Origin of the sequence: Ensifer aridi (assembly GCF_002078505.1) — a bacterium.
Taxonomy (GTDB): Bacteria; Pseudomonadota; Alphaproteobacteria; order Rhizobiales; family Rhizobiaceae; genus Sinorhizobium; species Sinorhizobium aridi.
In genome coordinates, this window is the sequence record NZ_LUAV01000002.1 from 179701 (window position 1) to 199222 (window position 19522).

Annotated in this window: 17 protein-coding genes and 1 tRNA gene; 10 read left to right on the top strand and 8 right to left on the bottom strand. The window is 63.4% G+C overall.

The genetic code is table 11. From position 1 onward, the window contains the following. Window positions 1-263: 263 nt before the first annotated feature. The 4 genes from AYK65_RS01150 (at window position 264) to AYK65_RS01165 (ending at window position 6238) form a co-directional block, all read left to right on the top strand. Window positions 264-1982, top strand: coding sequence for a sensor histidine kinase (locus tag AYK65_RS01150; protein ID WP_026613625.1), 1719 nt, complete (start codon window positions 264-266; stop codon window positions 1980-1982). 226 nt (window positions 1983-2208) lie between these two features. Then, complete coding sequence (gene rpsO / locus AYK65_RS01155) at window positions 2209-2478, top strand: 30S ribosomal protein S15 (RefSeq protein ID WP_026613624.1); 270 nt, start codon at window positions 2209-2211, stop codon at window positions 2476-2478. 461 nt (window positions 2479-2939) lie between these two features. Next, complete coding sequence (gene pnp, locus AYK65_RS01160) at window positions 2940-5093, top strand: polyribonucleotide nucleotidyltransferase (RefSeq protein WP_081157813.1); 2154 nt, start codon at window positions 2940-2942, stop codon at window positions 5091-5093. Between the two features lie 128 nt (window positions 5094-5221). Beyond that, window positions 5222-6238 carry a class I SAM-dependent methyltransferase gene (locus tag AYK65_RS01165; protein WP_026613622.1) on the top strand — a complete coding sequence of 339 codons (1017 nt, stop codon included), beginning with the start codon at window positions 5222-5224 and terminating at the stop codon, window positions 6236-6238. Window positions 6239-6471: 233 nt separating this feature from the next. On the opposite strand, the gene fabI is transcribed toward AYK65_RS01165, so the two are convergent. From fabI to fabA, 3 genes are read right to left on the bottom strand one after another with little or no spacing between them, the layout of a single operon-like run. Next, complete coding sequence (fabI, locus tag AYK65_RS01170; RefSeq protein WP_026613621.1) at window positions 6472-7278, bottom strand: enoyl-ACP reductase FabI; 807 nt, start codon at window positions 7276-7278, stop codon at window positions 6472-6474. Window positions 7279-7282: 4 nt separating this feature from the next. Then, window positions 7283-8503: a beta-ketoacyl-ACP synthase I gene (gene fabB, locus AYK65_RS01175; RefSeq protein WP_081157814.1), complete on the bottom strand. Its 1221-nt coding sequence runs from the start codon at window positions 8501-8503 to the stop codon at window positions 7283-7285. A 51-nt stretch (window positions 8504-8554) separates the two neighbouring features. Further along, window positions 8555-9070, bottom strand: coding sequence for a 3-hydroxyacyl-[acyl-carrier-protein] dehydratase FabA (fabA, locus tag AYK65_RS01180; protein WP_046120062.1), 516 nt, complete (start codon window positions 9068-9070; stop codon window positions 8555-8557). A 367-nt stretch (window positions 9071-9437) separates the two neighbouring features. On the opposite strand from fabA, the gene irrA reads away from it, so the two are divergent. Further along, complete coding sequence (irrA, locus tag AYK65_RS01185; RefSeq protein WP_026613618.1) at window positions 9438-9860, top strand: iron response transcriptional regulator IrrA; 423 nt, start codon at window positions 9438-9440, stop codon at window positions 9858-9860. Between the two features lie 59 nt (window positions 9861-9919). Here irrA and AYK65_RS01190 read toward each other — a convergent pair whose 3' ends face one another. Both AYK65_RS01190 and AYK65_RS01195 read right to left on the bottom strand, forming a co-directional pair. After that, on the bottom strand, window positions 9920-10555 hold the full coding sequence (locus tag AYK65_RS01190; RefSeq protein ID WP_026613617.1) for a trimeric intracellular cation channel family protein: 636 nt from the start codon (window positions 10553-10555) through the stop codon (window positions 9920-9922). A 115-nt stretch (window positions 10556-10670) separates the two neighbouring features. Beyond that, a complete protein-coding gene (locus tag AYK65_RS01195; RefSeq protein ID WP_081157815.1) occupies window positions 10671-11459 on the bottom strand; it encodes a YdcF family protein in 789 nt (262 codons plus the stop codon). A gap of 258 nt (window positions 11460-11717) precedes the next feature. Between AYK65_RS01195 and AYK65_RS01200 the strand changes: the two genes are divergently transcribed. Beyond that, a complete protein-coding gene (locus AYK65_RS01200; protein ID WP_051440411.1) occupies window positions 11718-12146 on the top strand; it encodes a cupin domain-containing protein in 429 nt (142 codons plus the stop codon). A gap of 71 nt (window positions 12147-12217) precedes the next feature. On the opposite strand, the gene AYK65_RS01205 is transcribed toward AYK65_RS01200, so the two are convergent. Continuing rightward, window positions 12218-12293 (bottom strand) — tRNA-Ala (locus tag AYK65_RS01205). A 242-nt stretch (window positions 12294-12535) separates the two neighbouring features. Beyond that, the gene (locus AYK65_RS01210; RefSeq protein WP_026613615.1) at window positions 12536-12925 is read right to left on the bottom strand and encodes a TIGR02300 family protein; all 390 of its coding nucleotides are present in this window, start codon (window positions 12923-12925) and stop codon (window positions 12536-12538) included. Window positions 12926-13221: 296 nt separating this feature from the next. On the opposite strand from AYK65_RS01210, the gene aroA reads away from it, so the two are divergent. The 3 genes from aroA (at window position 13222) to rpsA (ending at window position 17093) form a co-directional block, all read left to right on the top strand. After that, window positions 13222-14589 (top strand): 3-phosphoshikimate 1-carboxyvinyltransferase, encoded by a 1368-nt coding sequence (gene aroA, locus AYK65_RS01215; RefSeq protein WP_081157816.1) that lies wholly within the window; start codon window positions 13222-13224, stop codon window positions 14587-14589. Then, on the top strand, window positions 14589-15227 hold the full coding sequence (cmk, locus tag AYK65_RS01220) for a (d)CMP kinase (RefSeq protein ID WP_026613613.1): 639 nt from the start codon (window positions 14589-14591) through the stop codon (window positions 15225-15227). The genes aroA and cmk overlap by 1 nt, the downstream gene beginning before the upstream one ends. Before the next feature lie 159 nt (window positions 15228-15386). After that, window positions 15387-17093, top strand: coding sequence for a 30S ribosomal protein S1 (rpsA, locus tag AYK65_RS01225; RefSeq protein ID WP_026613612.1), 1707 nt, complete (start codon window positions 15387-15389; stop codon window positions 17091-17093). Window positions 17094-17292: 199 nt separating this feature from the next. Here the strand turns inward: rpsA and AYK65_RS32300 are convergent, their stop codons facing one another. Then, window positions 17293-18867: a hypothetical protein gene (locus AYK65_RS32300; RefSeq protein ID WP_046120059.1), complete on the bottom strand. Its 1575-nt coding sequence runs from the start codon at window positions 18865-18867 to the stop codon at window positions 17293-17295. Window positions 18868-19154: 287 nt separating this feature from the next. Here AYK65_RS32300 and AYK65_RS01235 point away from each other — a divergent pair, with 287 nt between their 5' ends. Then, on the top strand, window positions 19155-19484 hold the full coding sequence (locus AYK65_RS01235) for a DUF6665 family protein (protein ID WP_081157817.1): 330 nt from the start codon (window positions 19155-19157) through the stop codon (window positions 19482-19484). Window positions 19485-19522 lie beyond the last annotated feature (38 nt).

Here is a 19522-nt window from a genome sequence, read left to right on the forward strand (position 1 = left end):
GCGGGTCAAAAAATCTGTCTGGCTCGTCTAAGATCGAGCCGCGCGGCGCAAGCGGCGTATACTGCCTTTTGCTGAGGCGCTTGCCCCTTACCCTAACCCTCTCCCACGCAGGGAAGAGGGGACTTTGGGAGCGCGCCGCGAGTCCCTTCTCCCCGTCGAGACGGGGATTAGGTCGCCCGCAAGCCGGATGAGGGGCGGATGCAGCCGGAAAGTTGCGTCCCCGCTCCAGCAGTGCGGCAAAGGATGGCGAAAGGCGGCCCCGGGTGGACGAGGCGTCAGGCAAGAAATTGGGAAGCGCTTCATCCGGTGGCCTGCAGGCCCTCGGGGGATTCGTTCGCCGGCACCTCAGGCGCCCGTTCAGCTTCTACCTGATCTCGTTATTGCTGATCGCAATCATACCGCCGTTCATCTTTTCGTCCGTGATCCTGCAGCGCAACATGGATGCACAGCAAGCGGTAGTGAATTCGCTGCTCAGGGCTTCGACGGGATCCGTCGCGCGCATCGTCGAACGCGAGGTCGACGGCATGTTCGCCACGCTTGGTGTGCTCTCGAAATCAAGGGCAGTTGATCTTCGTGACCTGCGCACTTTCTACGCCAACGCGTCGACCGCTCTGGCGCAAACGGATTCCGATCTGGTGGTCGTGGACAGCAAACGGAACCTGCAACTGAACACCAGCCTTCCCTATGGAACGCTGCTCGGACGGGCTCCGGACCCGGAAATCGACCGCGCTCTGCAGAGCACGGCGCCACTTGTTTCCGGCGTGTTCTTCGACGAAGCGGTGAAGAGATGGGTCTTCAACGCCTACCTCCCGATAACGGCTCCTGACGGCGAAAAGTATCTGCTGGGCCTCGCGCAAGACGCCAGGAGCATGGCAAAGGCGGTCAATCGCGATACGCTTTCGCCCGGCTGGAATGCCGCGCTCGTCGACGGACAAGGCAGGGTGGTCGCTTCCTCGGATGCCTCGATGAAGCCCGGCGATCGGTTCTTCCTCGACATGCTCCCGAGGATCAGCATAGGCATCGGCAATGTCAGCAAAGGTGGGGTGGACTATCGCGTCGCGTCGGAATTTTCGGTCATAACCGGTTGGCGGATCGTCGCGTGGGCCCCGAGCGAGATCGTCGATCAGCCGATGTTCTGGTCGTTCCTTTGGCTGTCGCTCGGTGGCATCATCTTCGCAAGCCTTGCCATCGCAGGCTCATGGACGATCGCCCGTCTGCTGACGCAAGGCGTCAGGCTGCTGGCGCTGGATGCGCGCCGCCTCGGCGCGGGCGAACCGATCCAGCCGCGGCGATACATGATCACCGAAGTAGAGGCCGTATCGGCAGCGCTCGCGAGCGCAGCGGAGGCTCGCAGGAAGGCCGAATGGGAGATCCGCCTCCTGATGCGGGAAGTCGCACATCGCGCGAAGAACCAACTCACGGTCATCCAGTCGATGCTGGCGCAGTCCGCCTATTCGGCGGAGGACACGTCGGAATTCGTCGACGCGTTCCGCAAACGCCTCGCCGGCCTTGCCCGGTCGACCGATCTGATGCTGACCAATGCCGGCCTTGGCGTCGATTTCCGCGAATTGGCGCAGAACCAGCTCCAGCCCTTCATGCCGGACGATCAGAAGCGCGTCGTGCTCTCCGGTCCCCCCTTGCGGCTGGACGCGCAGATGGCGCAGACGCTGGGCATGGCGCTTCACGAGTTGGCGACCAACGCGATAAAGCATGGCGCGTTGGCCAACGCGACGGGCGCCATCCGGCTCGAATGGAGGGTTTCGGACGGCGCGATCGAGATTCACTGGCGCGAGACCGGCGCCGATATCGTCGAGCCGGCGGAGGCAGCGGTTCGCAAAGGCTTCGGAACCGTCGTGCTCGAGCGCATGCTTGGTCTGGCACTGCACGCCGAGCTCAAACGGACGATGCATGCGGACGGTATCGAATGGCGGATACTCATCCCGCGCGACGATCGCGACGCCTCGCGCGAGGCGGCCAGCTAATGCCATCGGCCGCCTGTCACAGCCTCGGAATCATCTCACCGGCTGAGGGCCTGACGGGCCGGTGCAAGGCGAGCGCTCTTGCGGATTTCATGACCCTTTCCTTTTGGATCGGTTTCGGTTATAGGCACGCCAGCGAAAGGCAAGGCCTCTTCGTATGAACGGCCGCGGCTGGACGACATCCCGGCTGCCGGCGACCCTTGAAATCCTCGAACGAAAGGATCACGCGATGTCGATCACTGCAGAGCGCAAAGCTCAGCTCATCAAGGAATTCGCAACCGCCGAAGGTGACACCGGTTCTCCGGAAGTACAGGTTGCACTCCTGACGGAACGGATTAACAACCTGACCGAACACTTCAAGGACCACAAGAAGGATAATCACTCCCGTCGTGGTCTTCTCGCGCTGGTTTCCAGCCGTCGTTCGCTCCTCGACTATCTGAAGAAGAAAGACGAAGCGCGCTACAACAAGCTGATCGGTGCCCTGGGCATCCGTCGCTAAGAGAGTTGTCCGGCGGGTCGCTTGCGCGATCCGCCGGCTTTTTTACTGCAGCGCCGCGCGTTTTGTCAGACGTGCAACGGTCGCTGTAGCACTCTGAGTTGCCGCATGTTTTTATCCTTGAATCGACTACGATTTAAGGAAATATGCAGTAGGGCGCTTGACCGCCCGACTAATCGTCTCTCCCTAGGCGCCGCAGGCGCAGGGACCCGGAGAGACCGTCCAGCGGACCGGATGGGCCGGGACCGCGGATCAACCGATGGCCCGTCATGGGGCAGGATTGCAGGATGCTTCGGCGCCTGCTTGCCGAAGCGGCTGCCACGGGCAGCTCGGCAAGAGGTTTGGCGGCCGGTTCTTTCTTGAAGCCTCCCGTTGTCTTGCCCGTGATGCGCCACACCAAGCGGCTTTGAGATCGCCCGCGCTTTATGAGCCGCGGAAGGTCTGCCGCACACGAAGGACAGAACATGTTCGAGACCCACAAGGTAGAAATCGAATGGGCTGGGCGTCCGCTCAAGCTCGAAACCGGCAAGATAGCGCGTCAGGCCGACGGAGCCGTTCTCGCCACCTATGGCGAAACCGTCGTGCTCGCCACGGTGGTTTCGGCGAAGGCGCCGAAGCCCGGCCAGGACTTCTTCCCGCTCACCGTCAACTACCAGGAAAAGACCTATGCCGCCGGCAAGATCCCGGGCGGCTATTTCAAGCGTGAGGGCCGCCCGAGCGAGAACGAAACGCTGGTGTCGCGCCTGATCGACCGGCCGATCCGCCCGCTTTTCCCGGAAGGCTACAAGAACGACACCCAGGTCATCGTAACGGTCATGCAGCATGACCTCGAAAACGACCCGGACGTCGTTGCGATGGTCGCAGCCTCCGCTGCGCTGACGCTTTCCGGCGTTCCCTTCATGGGTCCGGTTGGCGGCGCCCGCGTCGGCTACATCAACGGCCAGTACGTGCTCAACCCGCACCTCGACGAGATGGACGAATCCGCGCTCGACCTCATCGTCGCCGGCACCCAGGACGCCGTGCTGATGGTGGAATCGGAAGCCAAGGAGCTGCCGGAAGACATCATGCTCGGCGCCGTCGTGTTCGGCCAGAAGGGCTTCCAGCCGGTGATCGACGCGATCATCAAGCTCGCCGAAGTCGCCGCCAAGGAGCCGCGTGAATTCGAGCCGGAGGATTACTCGGCCCTCGAAAACGCCATGCTTTCCATTGCCGAAGAAGACCTGCGCAACGCCTACAAGATCACCGAGAAGGCGGCGCGCTATGCCGCCGTCGACGCGGTCAAGGCCAAGGTGAAGGAACACTTCCTGCCGGAGGGCATCGAGAACCCGGCTCATACGGCGGAAGAGATCGCCTCCGTCTTCAAGCACCTGCAGGCGAAGATCGTCCGCTGGAACATCCTCGACACGCAGAGCCGCATCGACGGCCGCGACCTTGTGACGGTTCGCCCGATCGTCGCCGAAGTCGGCCTCTTGCCGCGCACGCATGGCTCGGCGATCTTCACCCGCGGCGAGACGCAGGCGATCGTCGTTGCGACGCTCGGCACCGGCGAAGACGAGCAGTATGTCGATTCCTTGACCGGCATGTACAAGGAAAACTTCATGCTGCACTACAACTTCCCGCCCTTCTCGGTCGGCGAGACGGGCCGCCTGGGTTCTCCGGGCCGCCGCGAAATCGGTCACGGCAAGCTCGCCTGGCGCGCCATCCACCCGATGCTGCCGACGGCGGAGCAGTTCCCCTACACGCTGCGCGTCGTTTCCGAGATCACCGAGTCGAACGGCTCCTCCTCGATGGCGACCGTCTGCGGCACCTCGCTGGCGCTGATGGATGCCGGCGTGCCGATCGCCAAGCCCGTTGCCGGCATCGCCATGGGCCTGATCAAGGAAGGCGACCGCTTCGCCGTTCTCTCCGACATTCTAGGTGACGAGGACCACCTCGGCGACATGGACTTCAAGGTCGCCGGCACCGAAGCCGGCGTCACCTCGCTGCAGATGGACATCAAGATCGCCGGCATCACCGAAGAGATCATGAAGGTCGCACTCGACCAGGCAAAGGGTGGGCGCGTTCACATCCTCGGCGAAATGGCCAAGGCCATTTCCGAGAGCCGCGGTCAGCTCGGCGAATTCGCACCGCGCATCGAAGTCATGAACATTCCGGTCGACAAGATCCGCGAAGTCATCGGTTCCGGCGGCAAGGTCATCCGCGAAATCGTCGAAAAGACCGGCGCCAAGATCAACATCGAGGACGACGGCACGGTGAAGATCGCCTCGGCCTCTTCGAAGGAGATCGAAGCCGCCCGCAAGTGGATCCACTCGATCGTCGCCGAGCCGGAAGTCGGGCAGATCTATGAGGGCACGGTCGTCAAGACGGCCGATTTCGGCGCCTTCGTCAACTTCTTCGGCGCTCGCGACGGCCTCGTCCACATCTCGCAGCTCGCCTCCGAGCGCGTCGCCAAGACGACCGACGTCGTCAAGGAAGGCGACAAGGTCTGGGTCAAGCTCATGGGCTTCGACGAGCGCGGCAAGGTCCGCCTCTCCATGAAGGTCGTCGACCAGGCGACCGGCAAGGAGATCGTCGCCGAGAATGGCGAGAAGAAGGACGGCGGCGAAGCGGCCGAATAAGCCGCCCTGGCCGAATGAAATCGGGGCGCGAAGCAGATCGCTTCGCGCCCTTTTTTTGTGACGGGTCGAGAACGCGGCGTCGTTGCCGTCGTCGGACCTGAACGAGTTGAAGAACGGAATCCGATCCCATGAGCCGTGACGCGCTGAAAACCTTGTTCCATCCCTTCGAGACAGGCGTCATCGATCCGCCGGGAGAGGGCGAACGCGTGCTCTTCCTCGGCGCGGAAGCGGGCTACAGGCTGCCGGAGGGCTTTGGCGCGTCGATCTCCGCCGTGCAGCCGCTCAGGCCCCTCTACCGTGCCCTAGAAGCCGCGCGCGTCGACGTCACGCCCGTAGCTTCCGGCGACGCCTATGACGTGGCGCTGGTGCTTTGCGGCAAGCACAAGGGCGAAAACGAGGACCGGATCGCCGAAGCGCTGGAGCGCACCCGCACGGGCGCGCTGATCGCCGTTGCCGGCAGCAAGGAGGATGGCATACAGCCGCTGCGCAAGAAGATCGGCAAATTCGGCTGGGATGGCGACTCGATGCCGAAATATCACGGCGTCGCCTTCTGGTTCACGCGACCGGAAGACGTATCAGAGGCCGTGTCGAAGCTCGCCAAGGTTCCCGTGCGCGTCGACGGCCTGTTCGACGCTTCTCCCGGCATGTTCTCGCACGATCGTGTCGACGCCGGCTCGGAGCTTCTTGCCTCGCGTCTGCCCCACGACTTTGCCGGCCATGCCGCCGATTTCGGCGCCGGCTGGGGCTATCTCTCGGTCAAGCTGGCAGAGGCCTCGCCGAACCTCAAGGGCATCGACCTGTTCGAGGCGGATTTTGAAGCGCTGGAGGCTGCGCGGGCGAACATGGCAGCGAACGCGCCCTCGACGCCGGCCCGCTTCTACTGGCACGACCTGACGGCGGAGGAGACGCGCGACAAATACGACCTCATCGTCATGAATCCGCCCTTCCACGAGGGCCACGCCGCTGAGCCGGCGCTCGGCGCGGCGATGATCAAGGCGGCCGCCAAATCGCTCAAGCACGGCGGCCGGCTAGTGCTGGTCGCCAATCGCGGCTTGCCTTACGAACAGGTTCTAGCTGAAAACTTCAAGGAAAGCGGCGAAACCTGCCGCAACGCGCGCTTCAAGGTGCTCTGGGCGAAGCGGTGACCCTGGTTGAAGTCGTCGCCCCTCATCCGGCTGCCGCCACCTTCTCCCCGCTCGCGGGGGGAAGGGACTTGCTGCGGCCGCTCTGACCCCTTGCCGCTCTCCGAAGGGCTTCGAGGGAAGCGAGGGTGCGGCCAAGCATGCGGGTATCCCCTCGCCGCGCTTGTGGGGAGAGGGTTAGTCCTCGGGTTAAACCCGAGGAGAGGGGCAATCCAGCGGGCGGCGCAATCCCGCTGTTACTCCGTGTCCGCCGCGCGCAGCGTTTCGAGCGTCGGCATCGAGGTGATGTTGTAGCCGGAATCCACGTAGTGGATCTCGCCGGTGACGCCGCGCGAGAGATCGGAAAGCAGGTAGAGCGCCGAATTGCCGACGTCCTCGATCGTGACGGTGCGGCGCAACGGCGAGTTTTTCTGCTGCCAGGAGAGCATGGCGCGCGCGTCGGAAATGCCGGCGCCGGCGAGGGTACGGATCGGGCCGGCGGAGATCGCGTTGACGCGTATGCCGCGCTGACCGTAGTCGGCTGCGAGATAGCGCACCGACGCTTCGAGCGCCGCCTTGGCGACACCCATGACATTGTAGTTCGGCATCACCCGCACGGAGCCGCCATAGGTGAGCGTGAGCATCGTGCCGCCCGCGCTCATCAGTTCCGCCGCCCGCTTGGCGATCTCGGTGAAGGAGAAGCAGGAGATCACCATGGTGCGGCTGAAATTCTCCCGCGTCGTATCCGCATAGAGCCCCTTGAGCTCGTTCTTGTCGGAGAAGCCGATAGCATGGACGATGAAGTCGAGCCCGCCCCAGCGCTCCTTGATGGCCGCGATGACGGCGTCGACGGACGCGATGTCCTCGACGTCGCAGGGCAGCAGAAACTCGGATTTGAGCTCGGCGGCGAGCGGCTTGACGCGCTTGCCGAGGGCTTCTCCCTGGTAGGTGAAGGCGAGTTCCGCGCCTTGGGCTGCGAGAGCCTTGGCGATTCCCCAGGCAATAGAATGGTTGTTGGCGACGCCCATGATGAGGCCGCGCTTTCCGTTCATCAATCCGTTCATGTTGTTATCCGTTGTAGCGCTGGAAGACGAGCGTCGCGTTGGTGCCGCCGAAGCCGAAGGAGTTCGAGAGAACCGTATCGATCTTGGCGTTGTCGATGCGCTTGCGGACGATCGGCACGCCTTCGAATTCCGGGTCGAGCTCGCTGATATGCGCACTTTCGCCGATGAAGCCGGCCTGCATCATCAACAGGCCGTAGATCGATTCCTGCACGCCGGCGGCACCGAGCGAATGGCCGGTCAGCGATTTGGTCGACTGGATGTGCGGCATCCTCTCGCCGAAGACCTCGCGGATGGCGCCGATCTCCTTGGAGTCGCCGACGGGCGTCGAGGTTCCGTGGGTATTGATGTAGTCGACCTCGCCCTTCACGGTCGAGAGCGCCTGGCGCATGCAGCGCACCGCGCCTTCACCGGAGGGGGCGACCATGTCGTAGCCGTCGGAGGTCGCGCCATAGCCGACGATTTCCGCATAGATCTTGGCGCCGCGTGCTTTCGCACGCTCCAGTTCCTCGAGCACGACGACGCCGGCACCACCGGCAATCACGAATCCGTCACGGTCGACGTCATAGGCGCGTGAGGCGGTCGACGGCGTGTCGTTGTATTTTGAGGACATGGCGCCCATGGCGTCGAAGAGATTGGACATCGTCCAGTCGAGATCCTCGTGGCCGCCGGCGAACATCACGTCCTGCTTGCCCCACTGGATCATTTCCGCGGCATTGCCGATGCAATGCGCCGAGGTCGAACAGGCGGACGAAATCGAGTAGTTGACGCCGTGGATCTGGAACCAGGTCGCAAGCGTCGCCGAAGCCGTCGACGACATCGCCTTCGGCACCGCGAAGGGGCCGATGCGCTTGGGGCTGGTGTTCTTGCGGGTGATCTCAGCGGCCTCAACAATGGCGCGCGTCGAGGCGCCGCCCGAACCCATAATGATGCCGGTGCGCTCGTTGGTGATGTCGCCTGCCTCCAACCCCGAGTCGGCGATCGCCTGCTTCATCGCGACGTGGTTCCAGGCGCCGCCCTGCGACAGGAAGCGCATGGCGCGCCGGTCGACGAGATCGGTCGGGTCGAGCGTCGGCGCGCCCCAGACCTGGCATTTGAAGCCGTGCTCGGCGAAATCGGGGGAAAACGCGATGCCCGACTTCGCGTCGCGCAGCGACGCGGTGACTTCGTCTGAATTGTTCCCGATCGACGAAACGATGCCGAGGCCCGTTACAACAACCCGTCTCATGTCAGATGACCTTTTCTTCGATTGGATCCGGCGCGGGCGAAAGCCCGCAATTCAGTCGGCCTTTTCCTGGAAGAGGCCGACCCTGAGGTCGGTAGCCTTGTAGATCGTTTCGCCGTCTGCCTTCATCCATCCGTCGGCGATGCCGAGAACCAGACGGCCGCGCATGACGCGCTTGAAGTCGATGCCGTACTCTACCAGCTTGGTCTTGGGCGTCACCATGCCGGTGAACTTGACCTCGCCGGTGGAAAGCGCGCGGCCCTTGCCGGGCTCGCCGAGCCAGCCGAGGAAGAAGCCGGTCAATTGCCACATGGCGTCGAGGCCGAGGCAGCCGGGCATGACGGGATCGCCCATGAAATGGCAGGGGAAGAACCAGAGGTCCGGGGTGATGTCGAACTCGGCGCGTACGTAGCCCTTGTCGTGAGGGCCGCCCGTTTCGGAAATATCGGTGATGCGGTTGAACATCAGCATCGGCGGCAGCGGGAGCTGCGCGTTGCCGGGGCCAAACATTTCGCCTCGGCCGCAGGTCAGGATTTCCTCATAGCTGAAGCTGGATTGCCTGGTCGTCATCGATGGTTGCTTCCCCGAATTTGTGTATGCGTTCTCCGACCTGCTTTAGAGCAAGTTCGGCCTGAAATGAAGCGTAGCCTCTGTCCGCGGCTACGGCCTGCAGCTTCGACGTCCTTCCAAGTAGAGCCGTCCGTGGACGGAAAATTCTCCCACATTCTGCTCGCTAGGGCGACATCGTTCCGCCGTCGCTTACAGTATGTATGTGGCGACGACCAGAGTTAAATGCCTGCCTTCCCCTGCTTTGGGCCGATTTTTCCAGCGTTTGCGGCCTTCGCACGTGCGGAATCTATTGAAAGCGGGGGCGTCAGAAGTTATATCGCAAAATGATAATCCAAGGGACTTGGCAGAAATATCGGAACCGCTCTGGATGACGAAAGCAACGGACATGTCCTCGCAGGAGAGGCTGCGCAATTCGGGCCTGCGCCCGACGCGTCAGCGCGTCGCGCTTGCCGACCTGATCTTTGCCAAGGGCGACCGTCACCTGACGGTGGAGGAACTGCACGAGGAGGCCGTCGCGGCCGGCGTTCCGGTTTCGCTCGCGACCGTCTACAACACGCTCCACCAGTTCACCGAGGCGGGCATGATCCGTGTCTTGGCCGTCGAGAGCGCTAAGACCTATTTCGACACCAATGTCTCGGATCACCATCACTTCTTCATCGAGGGGCAGAACGAAGTCCTCGACATTCCGGTGAGCAATATTCAGATCGACAATCTGCCCGAGCCTCCGGAGGGCATGGAGATTTCCCATGTCGACGTGGTGATCCGGCTGCGGCGCAAGTCGGAACGTTGACCGCATAAGTCGAGGTCCCGCGCAGCTCGCGCTTTGCCGCAGCGCCTCGATATTTCCCGTTACATGATGTCGTTTGGGTCGCGCCCCGGCCCGGCCTTGCCTGTCGGCAGCGTCCAGCCGTATCGCAGCGCCCCGCCGCGTACCGCAAAGGCCGTTACCACGCCGAGCGCCGAGGTCGCCCCGAGCGGCATGCCGACCATCGTCGCGAGCACGAAGGCGCCGGCGCCGAGAAGGGCGGCGGTGACGTAGATCTCCGGCCGCAAGAGGACGGATGGTTCGCCCGCCAAGAGATCGCGCAGGATGCCGCCGAAGGTCGCCGTCAGCATGCCGGTGACGATCGCGACCGTCGGAGACCCGGTTGCCGCGAGCCCCTTCGCCGCGCCCATGACGCAATAGGCAGAAAGACCGACTGCATCGAGCCAGACGAGCACCCGATAGCGGGACTCGAAACGATGCGAGGTGAAAAAGACCAGGAGCCCGACCGAAGCGCAGACGAGCAGATAGGCCGGGTTCAATACCCAGAAGACCGGTGTCGCGCCGAGGATCACGTCACGCATCGTGCCGCCGCCGATGCCGGTGATCGAGGCGAGAAACAGATAGCCGATGATGTCGAGCTGCTTGCGGGAGGCCGAAAGCGCGCCGGTCGCCGCAAAGACCGCGACGCCGGCATAGTCGAGAATTTCGAGGATCGGCATAGGTGCTCCGCTTTGGCGCCAGTCTCTATTGGCAATCCCCGATCATTAGCGCACCGCCGACGACAAGTCAGGAGGCCGAGTGCGCTAGCAGCCCCCGATGCCCATGAGCATTACGTCACTGCGGCAGCAGCGTTTGTGTCCGGCCGAGCAGATAATAGGCGAGAAGCCCGGTCCATTCCTTGGCGGCGGTCGTCGTCAGCTGCGCGTTCAGCGCGGGCTGGGTGAAATCGAGGCCGAGCCGCATCTTGCCGGTCGTCCGGTAGTCCGTCGGCCAGGGCAGGGTATCGATGCCGTTTGCCCGGAAGAGCGCGACCGAACGCGGCATGTGATAGGCCGAGGTGACGAGCGCGCAGCGTTCCAGCCTGTTCTGGGCGAGCAAGTCCTTGGTGTAGCGCGCATTTTCGAAGGTCGTCCGCGACTCTCCCTCGCGGATCAGCCGGTCGACGCCGATCCCGAAGGTCTGGAAGAAGGCTTGCGAGGCATGCGCGTCGCCTTCATAGATGCCGCTCAAGGAGCCGTCGCCGCCGGAAACGAGGATACGTGCGGCCGGATAGGCCCGGGCGAGGCGCGAGGTCTCGACGAAACGCTCCGCCGCCTGGTTCAACTCCACGCCGCCCCGGCTCGCCATCACCACATTCTCGAAGGCGCCGCCGAGCACGACGATGCAGGAAAGCTCCGCCGGCTCCGGCGAAGGGCGCGGAAAGCGGTCCTCGAGGATCTGCAGGAAATACGAGCCGGTTGTCGTGAAGAGGGTCACGAAGAGCACGATGAGGCCGAGTCCGCCGAAGACGCCGCCGCTGCGGCGGAACTTGGCGAGCATGAGCAGCACGCCGACGAGCAGGCTCAGGAAGGCGAGCGACAGCGGCTGGGCGATGAGCCAGAAGATTTTCGAGACGAGAAACATGACATTGTTCTTCCGAGCGAGTGGTTAACATTTCGAGAATGGGGCGAACAGCGTGCATCGCCGGGAACTACAGCGCCGTACGTCTTTTCAGACGCACAAAGGATGCTGTAGCACTTTGAATCGCTGCATGTTTTTGTCCTTAAATCAGCTACGATTTAACGAAACATGCAGTAGCCGCTTGATCGTCGTTCGCATCTGCTCGATGCCTCCCCTCTGGCGTATAATTCTGGCTGTTCGCCAAAAAGGGGAGGAAAACCCATGAAACGAATTTGTGAAATCACGACCCTCCTGGCTCTCCTGACAGGCCCGGCAGCATTTGCCCAGGAAAACGCGTTGCCGGCAGGCTTTGAAACGCAGCCGCTGGTGAAATCGAGCGTGAGCCGAGACAATGAGCCCATCACCTACCCGAGCGGAACGCCAGAGATGATCTCTGTCATAGGTACGCTTGCCAAGGAGGGGAGAACGCCCCTGCACGAGCATCCGGTGCCCGTCTACGTGTACATCCTGGAAGGCGAGATCGAACTGAGAACAGAGGGCAAGGAGCCGCACCGCTACAAGACAGGGGAGGCCTTCATCGAAACGCAGAATCGCAAGCATCAGGCCTTCAACGTGGCCGACGGACCGAGCAAGATCCTTGCCGTTTTTGTCGGCGCCCAAGGGACGCCGACAACCATTGCAGCCAAGTGACGGCTACACGGCACAGATCAGCCGATCGCAGCCTGCGTATCAGTGATTCCGATGTGTCACGCGAGAAAACTTGGTGGAGCTAAGCGGGATCGAACCGCTGACCTCTTGCATGCCATGCAAGCGCTCTCCCAGCTGAGCTATAGCCCCATCAGGGTCCGGCTGTGCCGGTCCGGGAAGTCCGACGGGCATTGTGCCCGGCGAGTGGCGGCTTATTACTTCTGCTTTCCGCAGATGGCAAGCCGAAAATTGAAGGCCGGTGCGAATTATTTTTGGGCTCCGGCTTCGTGCCCCGGCCGCGGTCTCTTTCGGCGGACGGGGCGTTTTCGCGCGTCTTTTTAGGCGCTTAACGAGCGTGCGGGCGGTGATCCCGCCCGCGTCGCCAAAGTCGATCAGACGTCTTCGTCCTCATCGGAGACGCCGATGATGTCGCTCATGTCGTCGTCATCATCCTCGTCGTCGGTCTCGAGGAAGGTGTCGTCGTCGTCGCTGTCGATCTCGACATCGTCGTCGCCGAGATCCGGCAGATCGTCGCCGCCCGAGGCCTCGTCGTCGGCATCCTCGAGCGAAACGAGCTCGACTTCCGTGTTCTCCGTATCGACTTCCGTTACGTCTTCCTCTTCCTCCTTCTCGAGCACCTTGGCGACGGAGGTCTCCTCGAAGAAGGACAGCGGATAGGACTTGCCGGTATAGGGGGAGACGATCGGATCACGGTTCAGATCGTAGAATTTGCGCCCCGTTTCCGGATCGATGCGCTTTGTTCCAAGTTCCGGTTTTGCCACAGTCAAAGCCTCTTGAATGGCCGGACGAACCGGCTCTTGCCGGTGAGACCGGCGGGTGGAAGGTATCAAGCTTATGATGATTAGCCGGTCCCCATAATCGTCTTGGCCGCTTCTGTCAAAGGCAAACTTCCGGGCGCGCCCGCCCGCATTTCTTCGCCGCATTTTCTTCGTGGGGGAGGATGACCCACTTTGCTCTTTATGTTAGGGAGCCCGCAAGACCGGCGGTTCGATGTTCACTCCCAGGCGGCGCTCGACCTCGTGCCGCCGAACAGCCGGATTGTCAGAGGAAAAACATCATGTCCCACGGCTCGAGCCCAAGGCCCGCCACCGCAAAGAAGTCTTCCGATCTCAAGGGCACGGTCCGCATTCCCGGCGACAAATCGATCTCACACCGTTCCTTCATGTTCGGAGGTCTTGCCTCGGGCGAGACGCGCATCACCGGCCTCCTCGAAGGAGAGGATGTGATCAATACCGGCAAAGCGATGCAGGCCATGGGCGCCAGGATCCGGAAAGAGGGCGATACCTGGATCATCAACGGCGTCGGCAACGGCGCGCTGCTGGCGCCGGAAGCGCCGCTCGACTTCGGCAATGCCGGCACCGGCTGCCGCCTCACCATGGGTCTCGTAGGCGTTTATGATTTCGACTCGACCTTCATCGGCGACGCCTCGCTGACGAAGCGCCCGATGGGCCGCGTGCTCGATCCGCTGCGAGAGATGGGTGTGCAGGTGAAATCGGCCGAGGGCGACCGGCTGCCGGTGACGCTGCACGGACCGCAGACGCCGAACCCGATCACCTATCGCGTGCCTATGGCCTCCGCCCAGGTGAAATCCGCCGTCCTGCTCGCGGGCCTCAACACGCCCGGCATCACCACCGTCATCGAGCCGGTGATGACGCGCGACCATACGGAAAAGATGCTGCAGGGCTTCGGCGCCAACCTGACGGTCGAGACCGATGCCGAGGGCGTGCGCACCATCCGCCTCGAAGGCCGCGGCAAGCTCATCGGCCAGGTGATCGACGTGCCCGGGGATCCGTCGTCGACCGCTTTCCCGCTGGTCGCGGCGCTCATCGTTCCGGGCTCCGACATCACCATCCTGAACGTGCTGATGAACCCGACGCGTACCGGCCTCATCCTGACGCTGCAGGAAATGGGCGCCGAAATCGAGGTCATGAACCAGCGCCTCGCCGGCGGCGAGGACGTCGCGGATCTCCGCGTACGTTATTCGGAGCTCAAGGGCGTCAGCGTGCCGGAAGAGCGCGCTCCCTCGATGATCGACGAATATCCGGTGCTCGCCGTCGCCGCCGCCTTTGCCGAAGGCGCGACGGTGATGAACGGCCTCGAAGAACTGCGCGTGAAGGAGTCGGACCGCCTTTCCGCCGTTGCCGACGGGTTGAAGCTCAACGGCCTCGACTGCGACGAGGGCGAGGCCTCGCTCTTCGTGCGCGGCCGCCCTGGCGGCAAGGGCCTCGGCAACGCCTCGGGCGAAAAGGTGAAAACCCATCTCGACCACCGCATCGCCATGAGCTTCCTCGTCATGGGTCTTGCCTCGGAACATCCGGTAACAGTCGACGACGCGACGATGATCGCAACGAGCTTCCCGGAATTCATGGACCTGATGACGGGATTGGGCGCGAAGATCGAGCAGGCCGAGAGCAAGGCGGCGTGATGAGTCACGTGATCGCCATCGACGGACCCGCCGCGGCCGGCAAGGGAACGCTCTCGCGCCGGATCGCCGAGGAGTACGGCTTCCACCACCTCGACACCGGGCTCACCTACCGCGCGACCGCGAAGGCGTTGCTCGATGCCGGACTGCCGTTGGATGACGAGGCGGTTGCCGAGAAGATGGCACGGGAAGTCGACCTGTCCGGGCTCGATCGCTCGGTGCTTTCGGCACACTCGATCGGCGAGGCGGCGTCGAAGATCGCCGTGATGCCGGCCGTGCGCCGTGCGCTGGTCGAGGCGCAGCGGGCTTTTTCGCGGAAGGAGCCGGGCACTGTCCTCGACGGGCGCGACATCGGCACCGTCGTCTGCCCCGATGCGACCGTGAAGCTCTATGTCACCGCCTCGCGCGAGGTCCGCGCCAAACGCCGCTATGACGAGATCGTCTCCGGCGGCGGGACGGCCGACTATGCCGCGATCTTCGAGGACGTGAAGAAGCGCGACGAGCGCGACATGGGGCGGGTGGACAGCCCGCTCAAGCCCGCCGCGGATGCGCACTTGCTCGACACGTCCGAAATGAGTATAGAGGCGGCATTCCGGGCGGCGAAGACCTTGATCGACGCTGCCTTGAAAAAGAAAATTTGAAGAAGAGCTTGGCTGCGGCCGCATAGCCTTCTTGAAGATAGCCTGAAATTCCGTCCACGCGCCGGATTGCTCCATGACAGGAGCGGACTGGGTTCAGGCCCGTTAACGCTAGCCACCGGCGCATATGCGTCTCCGGCAGGAGATGCAGCAGGAGATTATATGTCTGCAACCAACCCCACCCGTGATGATTTCGCCGCTCTTCTGGAAGAGTCCTTCGCCAAGACGGACCTCGCCGAAGGCTATGTCGCCAAGGGCGTCATCACGGCGATCGAAAAGGACGTCGCCATCGTCGACGTCGGTCTGAAGGTCGAAGGCCGCGTGCCGCTGAAGGAATTCGGCGCCAAGGCCAAGGACGGCTCGCTCAAGGTCGGCGACGAAGTCGAAGTCTATGTCGAGCGTATCGAAAACGCGCTCGGCGAAGCTGTTCTGTCGCGCGAAAAGGCTCGCCGCGAAGAAAGCTGGCAGCGTCTGGAAGTGAAGTTCGAAGCCGGCGAACGCGTCGAAGGCATCATCTTCAACCAGGTCAAGGGCGGCTTCACCGTCGATCTCGACGGCGCCGTAGCCTTCCTGCCGCGTTCGCAGGTCGACATCCGTCCGATCCGCGACGTCACGCCGCTGATGCACAACCCGCAGCCCTTCGAAATCCTCAAGATGGACAAGCGCCGCGGCAACATCGTCGTCTCGCGCCGTACGGTCCTCGAAGAGTCCCGCGCCGAGCAGCGTTCTGAAATCGTTCAGAACCTCGAAGAAGGCCAGGTTGTCGAGGGCGTCGTCAAGAACATCACCGACTACGGTGCGTTCGTCGACCTCGGCGGCATTGACGGCCTGCTGCACGTCACCGACATGGCATGGCGCCGCGTCAACCATCCGTCGGAGATCCTGAACATCGGCCAGCAGGTCAAGGTTCAGATCATCCGCATCAACCAGGAAACCCACCGCATCTCGCTCGGCATGAAGCAGCTCGAGTCCGATCCGTGGGATGGCATCGGTGCGAAGTATCCGGTCGGCAAGAAGATCACCGGCACGGTCACGAACATCACCGACTACGGTGCCTTCGTCGAGCTGGAACCGGGCATCGAAGGCCTGATCCACATCTCCGAAATGTCCTGGACCAAGAAGAACGTTCACCCCGGCAAGATCCTGTCCACCAGCCAGGAAGTCGACGTGGTCGTTCTCGAAGTCGACCCGACCAAGCGCCGCATCTCGCTCGGCCTCAAGCAGACGCTCGAGAACCCCTGGCAGGCCTTCGCGCACAGCCATCCGGCTGGCACGGAAGTCGAAGGTGAGGTCAAGAACAAGACCGAATTCGGCCTGTTCATCGGCCTCGAAGGCGACGTCGACGGCATGGTCCACCTCTCCGACCTCGACTGGAACCGTCCGGGCGAGCAGGTCATCGAGGAATACAACAAGGGCGACGTCGTTCGTGCCGTCGTTCTCGATGTGGACGTAGAGAAGGAGCGCATCTCGCTCGGCATCAAGCAGCTCGGCCGCGATGCGGTCGGTGAAGCTGCCGCTTCCGGCGAACTGCGCAAGAACGCCGTTGTTTCGGCCGAGGTCATCGGCGTCAACGATGGCGGCATCGAGGTGAAGCTCGTCAACCACGAGGACATCACCACCTTCATCCGCCGCGCCGATCTCTCGCGCGACCGCGACGAACAGCGTCCGGAGCGTTTCTCGGTCGGCCAACTCGTCGACGCCCGCGTCACCAACTTCTCCAAGAAGGACCGCAAGATCCAGCTTTCGATCAAGGCTCTGGAAATCGCGGAAGAGAAGGAAGCGGTGGCACAGTTCGGTTCGTCCGACTCGGGCGCTTCGCTCGGTGACATCCTGGGCGCGGCCCTCAAGAACCGCCAGAGCAACGAATAACCGTTGTACAACGGAAATAAGAGAAGCCCGCGGAGAGCGATCTCCGCGGGCTTTTTCGTGGGCATCGCATATCCGCCGCTCATCCGGCCCGCCGGCCAGCTTCTCCCGAGGGCGGGGCGAAGGAGCGGCGATGCCCTGCGTAGTCCGCCTTAGCGCGTGCGGGGCGAGGGTTAGGGGAGCGGTAATGCAGACGTTGCCTTCAGCCGAGGCCGCCGAGTTTCCGGTAAAGGTCATAGGCGTCGGTTGCGGCTGGCTCCTCCTCCTGGTCGCTTTCGCCGCCGCCGGCGTGCTCCTGCGCCTGGCCGCGGCCTTCCTGCTCTCCTTCGTCGCCTCGTGCGTCCGCCTCGTGATCGTCCCGCTGGCGCCGGTCCGCCTCATCGGCTTCGCTCTTGATTTCCGCAGGCGCCGGCGGGTAGGGCACCAATGTGAAGGGAATGGCCTCGCGCGGAAGGCCGAACTCGACAAGCCGCGCGATTGCCTGCGGCGTTCCGGCATCCTCGCCGGCCTGTCGTGGCCCCGACCGGGGAGGTACGTCGGCGAACGCTACGTCCTCCCCGTCGGCGGATGTGGGCTCGCCCGGCGCTTCGCCGCCAGCCGCGACATTTCTGTTAATGGTGGCGCTCTCGCGCGCCCGTGGCGCCGTATCGGCCTCGCGGGGATCGGCATCGACGCTTTCCGCCATCGTCGGCCGCCCCGCTTCTGCTGTCGCCGGAAGGACGAGACTCTCTTGGATGATCGCCTTCACGCTCTCTACCGACACGCGTGGATTGGGACTTTCCGTTCCGTTCCGAACCGGCGCCCGCGGCGCTCGTTGCGCATCCTCGTCCCCAGTGCGCGGGGGGCCGTATGTTCCGTCCGACTCGAGGCTGTCGATGACCTCTTCGATGCTGCCCTCCGCTATCGCCCTGTCGGCTTCGGTGGCAGCCGCTTCGACGTTTTCCGATGTGACGTCTGATGGCGTCTCCGAATTCGTCGCTTCACCGGTTCCGCCCGGCTGCGGCACGGTGATGTGGTCGGTCAAGACCTCTTGGGAGCCTCCTTCGGAGCCCTCCGACAATGACGTCTCGACAGCCGCCGCCCGCTCCTGCGCCAAACCTGACCCGATCCTCCCAGCCGTTGCTGTTTCTGTAGGCCGAGAGGATGGAGCGTTCCCGGCCGCTTTCGACATCCGCTGCGGTTCCGCCCGGCTTGTCTCCTCGGGCTCGGTCTCCGGCGCTTTATCCTCCAATATCTCTCGGGCTCCGAGGCTGTCGGTGTCTGCGCCATAGGTTTCCCGCAGCAAGGCCTGCAGCAGCGCCACGTCGCCGGTCGGCAGCACCCTTGCGGTGGGAAACGATGGCGGCACCGCACTCGGCAGCGGCAGGCTTCGAAACGGGGTTTGATCGGGCGGCGATGCGCCCGCGCGGCTCACCGGCATTACTGCCAGGAGGGCAATGCGTTGCGCGAGGCTGCGCCCGTTGAGCTGCCGCTCCAGGACAATGCGTTCCGGCAGAGGCATCGCCTCGAGCAAGTTGATTAGCCGGCGAACGAAGGCGCGTCCGCTCTCCTGTGGCAGGGGCGGAAATTTGAGGATCAGCGCCAGATCCCCGATCAGCTTCACCAGCGCGTCCTTGGAAAGGACCTCCTCGCCGGAGAGGTGGAGGATCAGCGCATCGAGGATCTTCTGGATCGCTTCGGCACGCGAGCCGGCCGGGAGCGACGGACGGTGCACGCTTGGCGTCGCGTCCTCACCGGCGCCGATCGCAGTCCTGATCGTAACAATGGGCGTCAGCATCCTGATCTCCAATTCCCGCTCACCGATGCCGCCAAGTACCGCGCTCGCCGTCGAATTCCTTTCTGTTGGAGGGGCGCCTCATGCGCGTCGCGGCCGGCGGATCGGCCCAGCCGCGCGTAAAGGCAGACGCCCGGCACTCTAGGGCTAAAGGCGTGATGGCCGAGAATAAGCCGAAGAAGTTTATCGAATGTTAACCAAAGCCACGGCGCTAAGCGGGATCCGAGGATACGCAGCCCCTTGCGAGAGCGCCTTTGCGGGTCCATCCTGCTTGGACCGAAGGAGCTTTGATGACAGTTCGTCCGCCACAATCGCTGCGCCGCTTCGATCTCGCCTCCGGCGTGAACGTTCTCGAATACGAGCTGATGGCCGAGCGCGCCGACGCCCTCGGGCGCCATGGGCTGAAGGTCGAGAAGGCGATCGCCGCCTTGAACGGTTACGGTGGCAGCAGGCACGAGCCGGCCGAGCGCGAACGGCTGCTCGACGAGGCGGCCGACGCCGTCTGGGCCTTCCTCATCCAGCGCGAGATCTGCGGTCTTCGCGATAGCCGCGATGCGGTGCGCCGCTACGGCATCCCGAAGGAAGTGATGGCGCGCCTCGGGATCGTCAGAAAACGATAGTCCGCGCGTCCGCGACGGCGGACGCGGCAGTCTGCCCA

What these genes read in the sequence shown, in the direction of transcription:
- rpsO (WP_026613624.1), top strand. Translation starts at nt 2,209, where the DNA reads ATGTCGATCACTGCAGAGCGCAAAGCTCAGCTCATCAAGGAATTCGCA.
- pnp (WP_081157813.1), top strand. Translation starts at nt 2,940, where the DNA reads ATGTTCGAGACCCACAAGGTAGAAATCGAATGGGCTGGGCGTCCGCTC.
- AYK65_RS01165 (WP_026613622.1), top strand. Translation starts at nt 5,222, where the DNA reads ATGAGCCGTGACGCGCTGAAAACCTTGTTCCATCCCTTCGAGACAGGC.
- fabI (WP_026613621.1), bottom strand. Translation starts at nt 7,278, where the DNA reads ATGAACGGATTGATGAACGGAAAGCGCGGCCTCATCATGGGCGTCGCC.
- fabB (WP_081157814.1), bottom strand. Translation starts at nt 8,503, where the DNA reads ATGAGACGGGTTGTTGTAACGGGCCTCGGCATCGTTTCGTCGATCGGG.
- fabA (WP_046120062.1), bottom strand. Translation starts at nt 9,070, where the DNA reads ATGACGACCAGGCAATCCAGCTTCAGCTATGAGGAAATCCTGACCTGC.
- irrA (WP_026613618.1), top strand. Translation starts at nt 9,438, where the DNA reads ATGACGAAAGCAACGGACATGTCCTCGCAGGAGAGGCTGCGCAATTCG.
- AYK65_RS01190 (WP_026613617.1), bottom strand. Translation starts at nt 10,555, where the DNA reads ATGCCGATCCTCGAAATTCTCGACTATGCCGGCGTCGCGGTCTTTGCG.
- AYK65_RS01195 (WP_081157815.1), bottom strand. Translation starts at nt 11,459, where the DNA reads ATGTTTCTCGTCTCGAAAATCTTCTGGCTCATCGCCCAGCCGCTGTCG.
- AYK65_RS01200 (WP_051440411.1), top strand. Translation starts at nt 11,718, where the DNA reads ATGAAACGAATTTGTGAAATCACGACCCTCCTGGCTCTCCTGACAGGC.
- aroA (WP_081157816.1), top strand. Translation starts at nt 13,222, where the DNA reads ATGTCCCACGGCTCGAGCCCAAGGCCCGCCACCGCAAAGAAGTCTTCC.
- cmk (WP_026613613.1), top strand. Translation starts at nt 14,589, where the DNA reads ATGAGTCACGTGATCGCCATCGACGGACCCGCCGCGGCCGGCAAGGGA.
- rpsA (WP_026613612.1), top strand. Translation starts at nt 15,387, where the DNA reads ATGTCTGCAACCAACCCCACCCGTGATGATTTCGCCGCTCTTCTGGAA.
- AYK65_RS32300 (WP_046120059.1), bottom strand. Translation starts at nt 18,867, where the DNA reads ATGCTGACGCCCATTGTTACGATCAGGACTGCGATCGGCGCCGGTGAG.
- AYK65_RS01235 (WP_081157817.1), top strand. Translation starts at nt 19,155, where the DNA reads ATGACAGTTCGTCCGCCACAATCGCTGCGCCGCTTCGATCTCGCCTCC.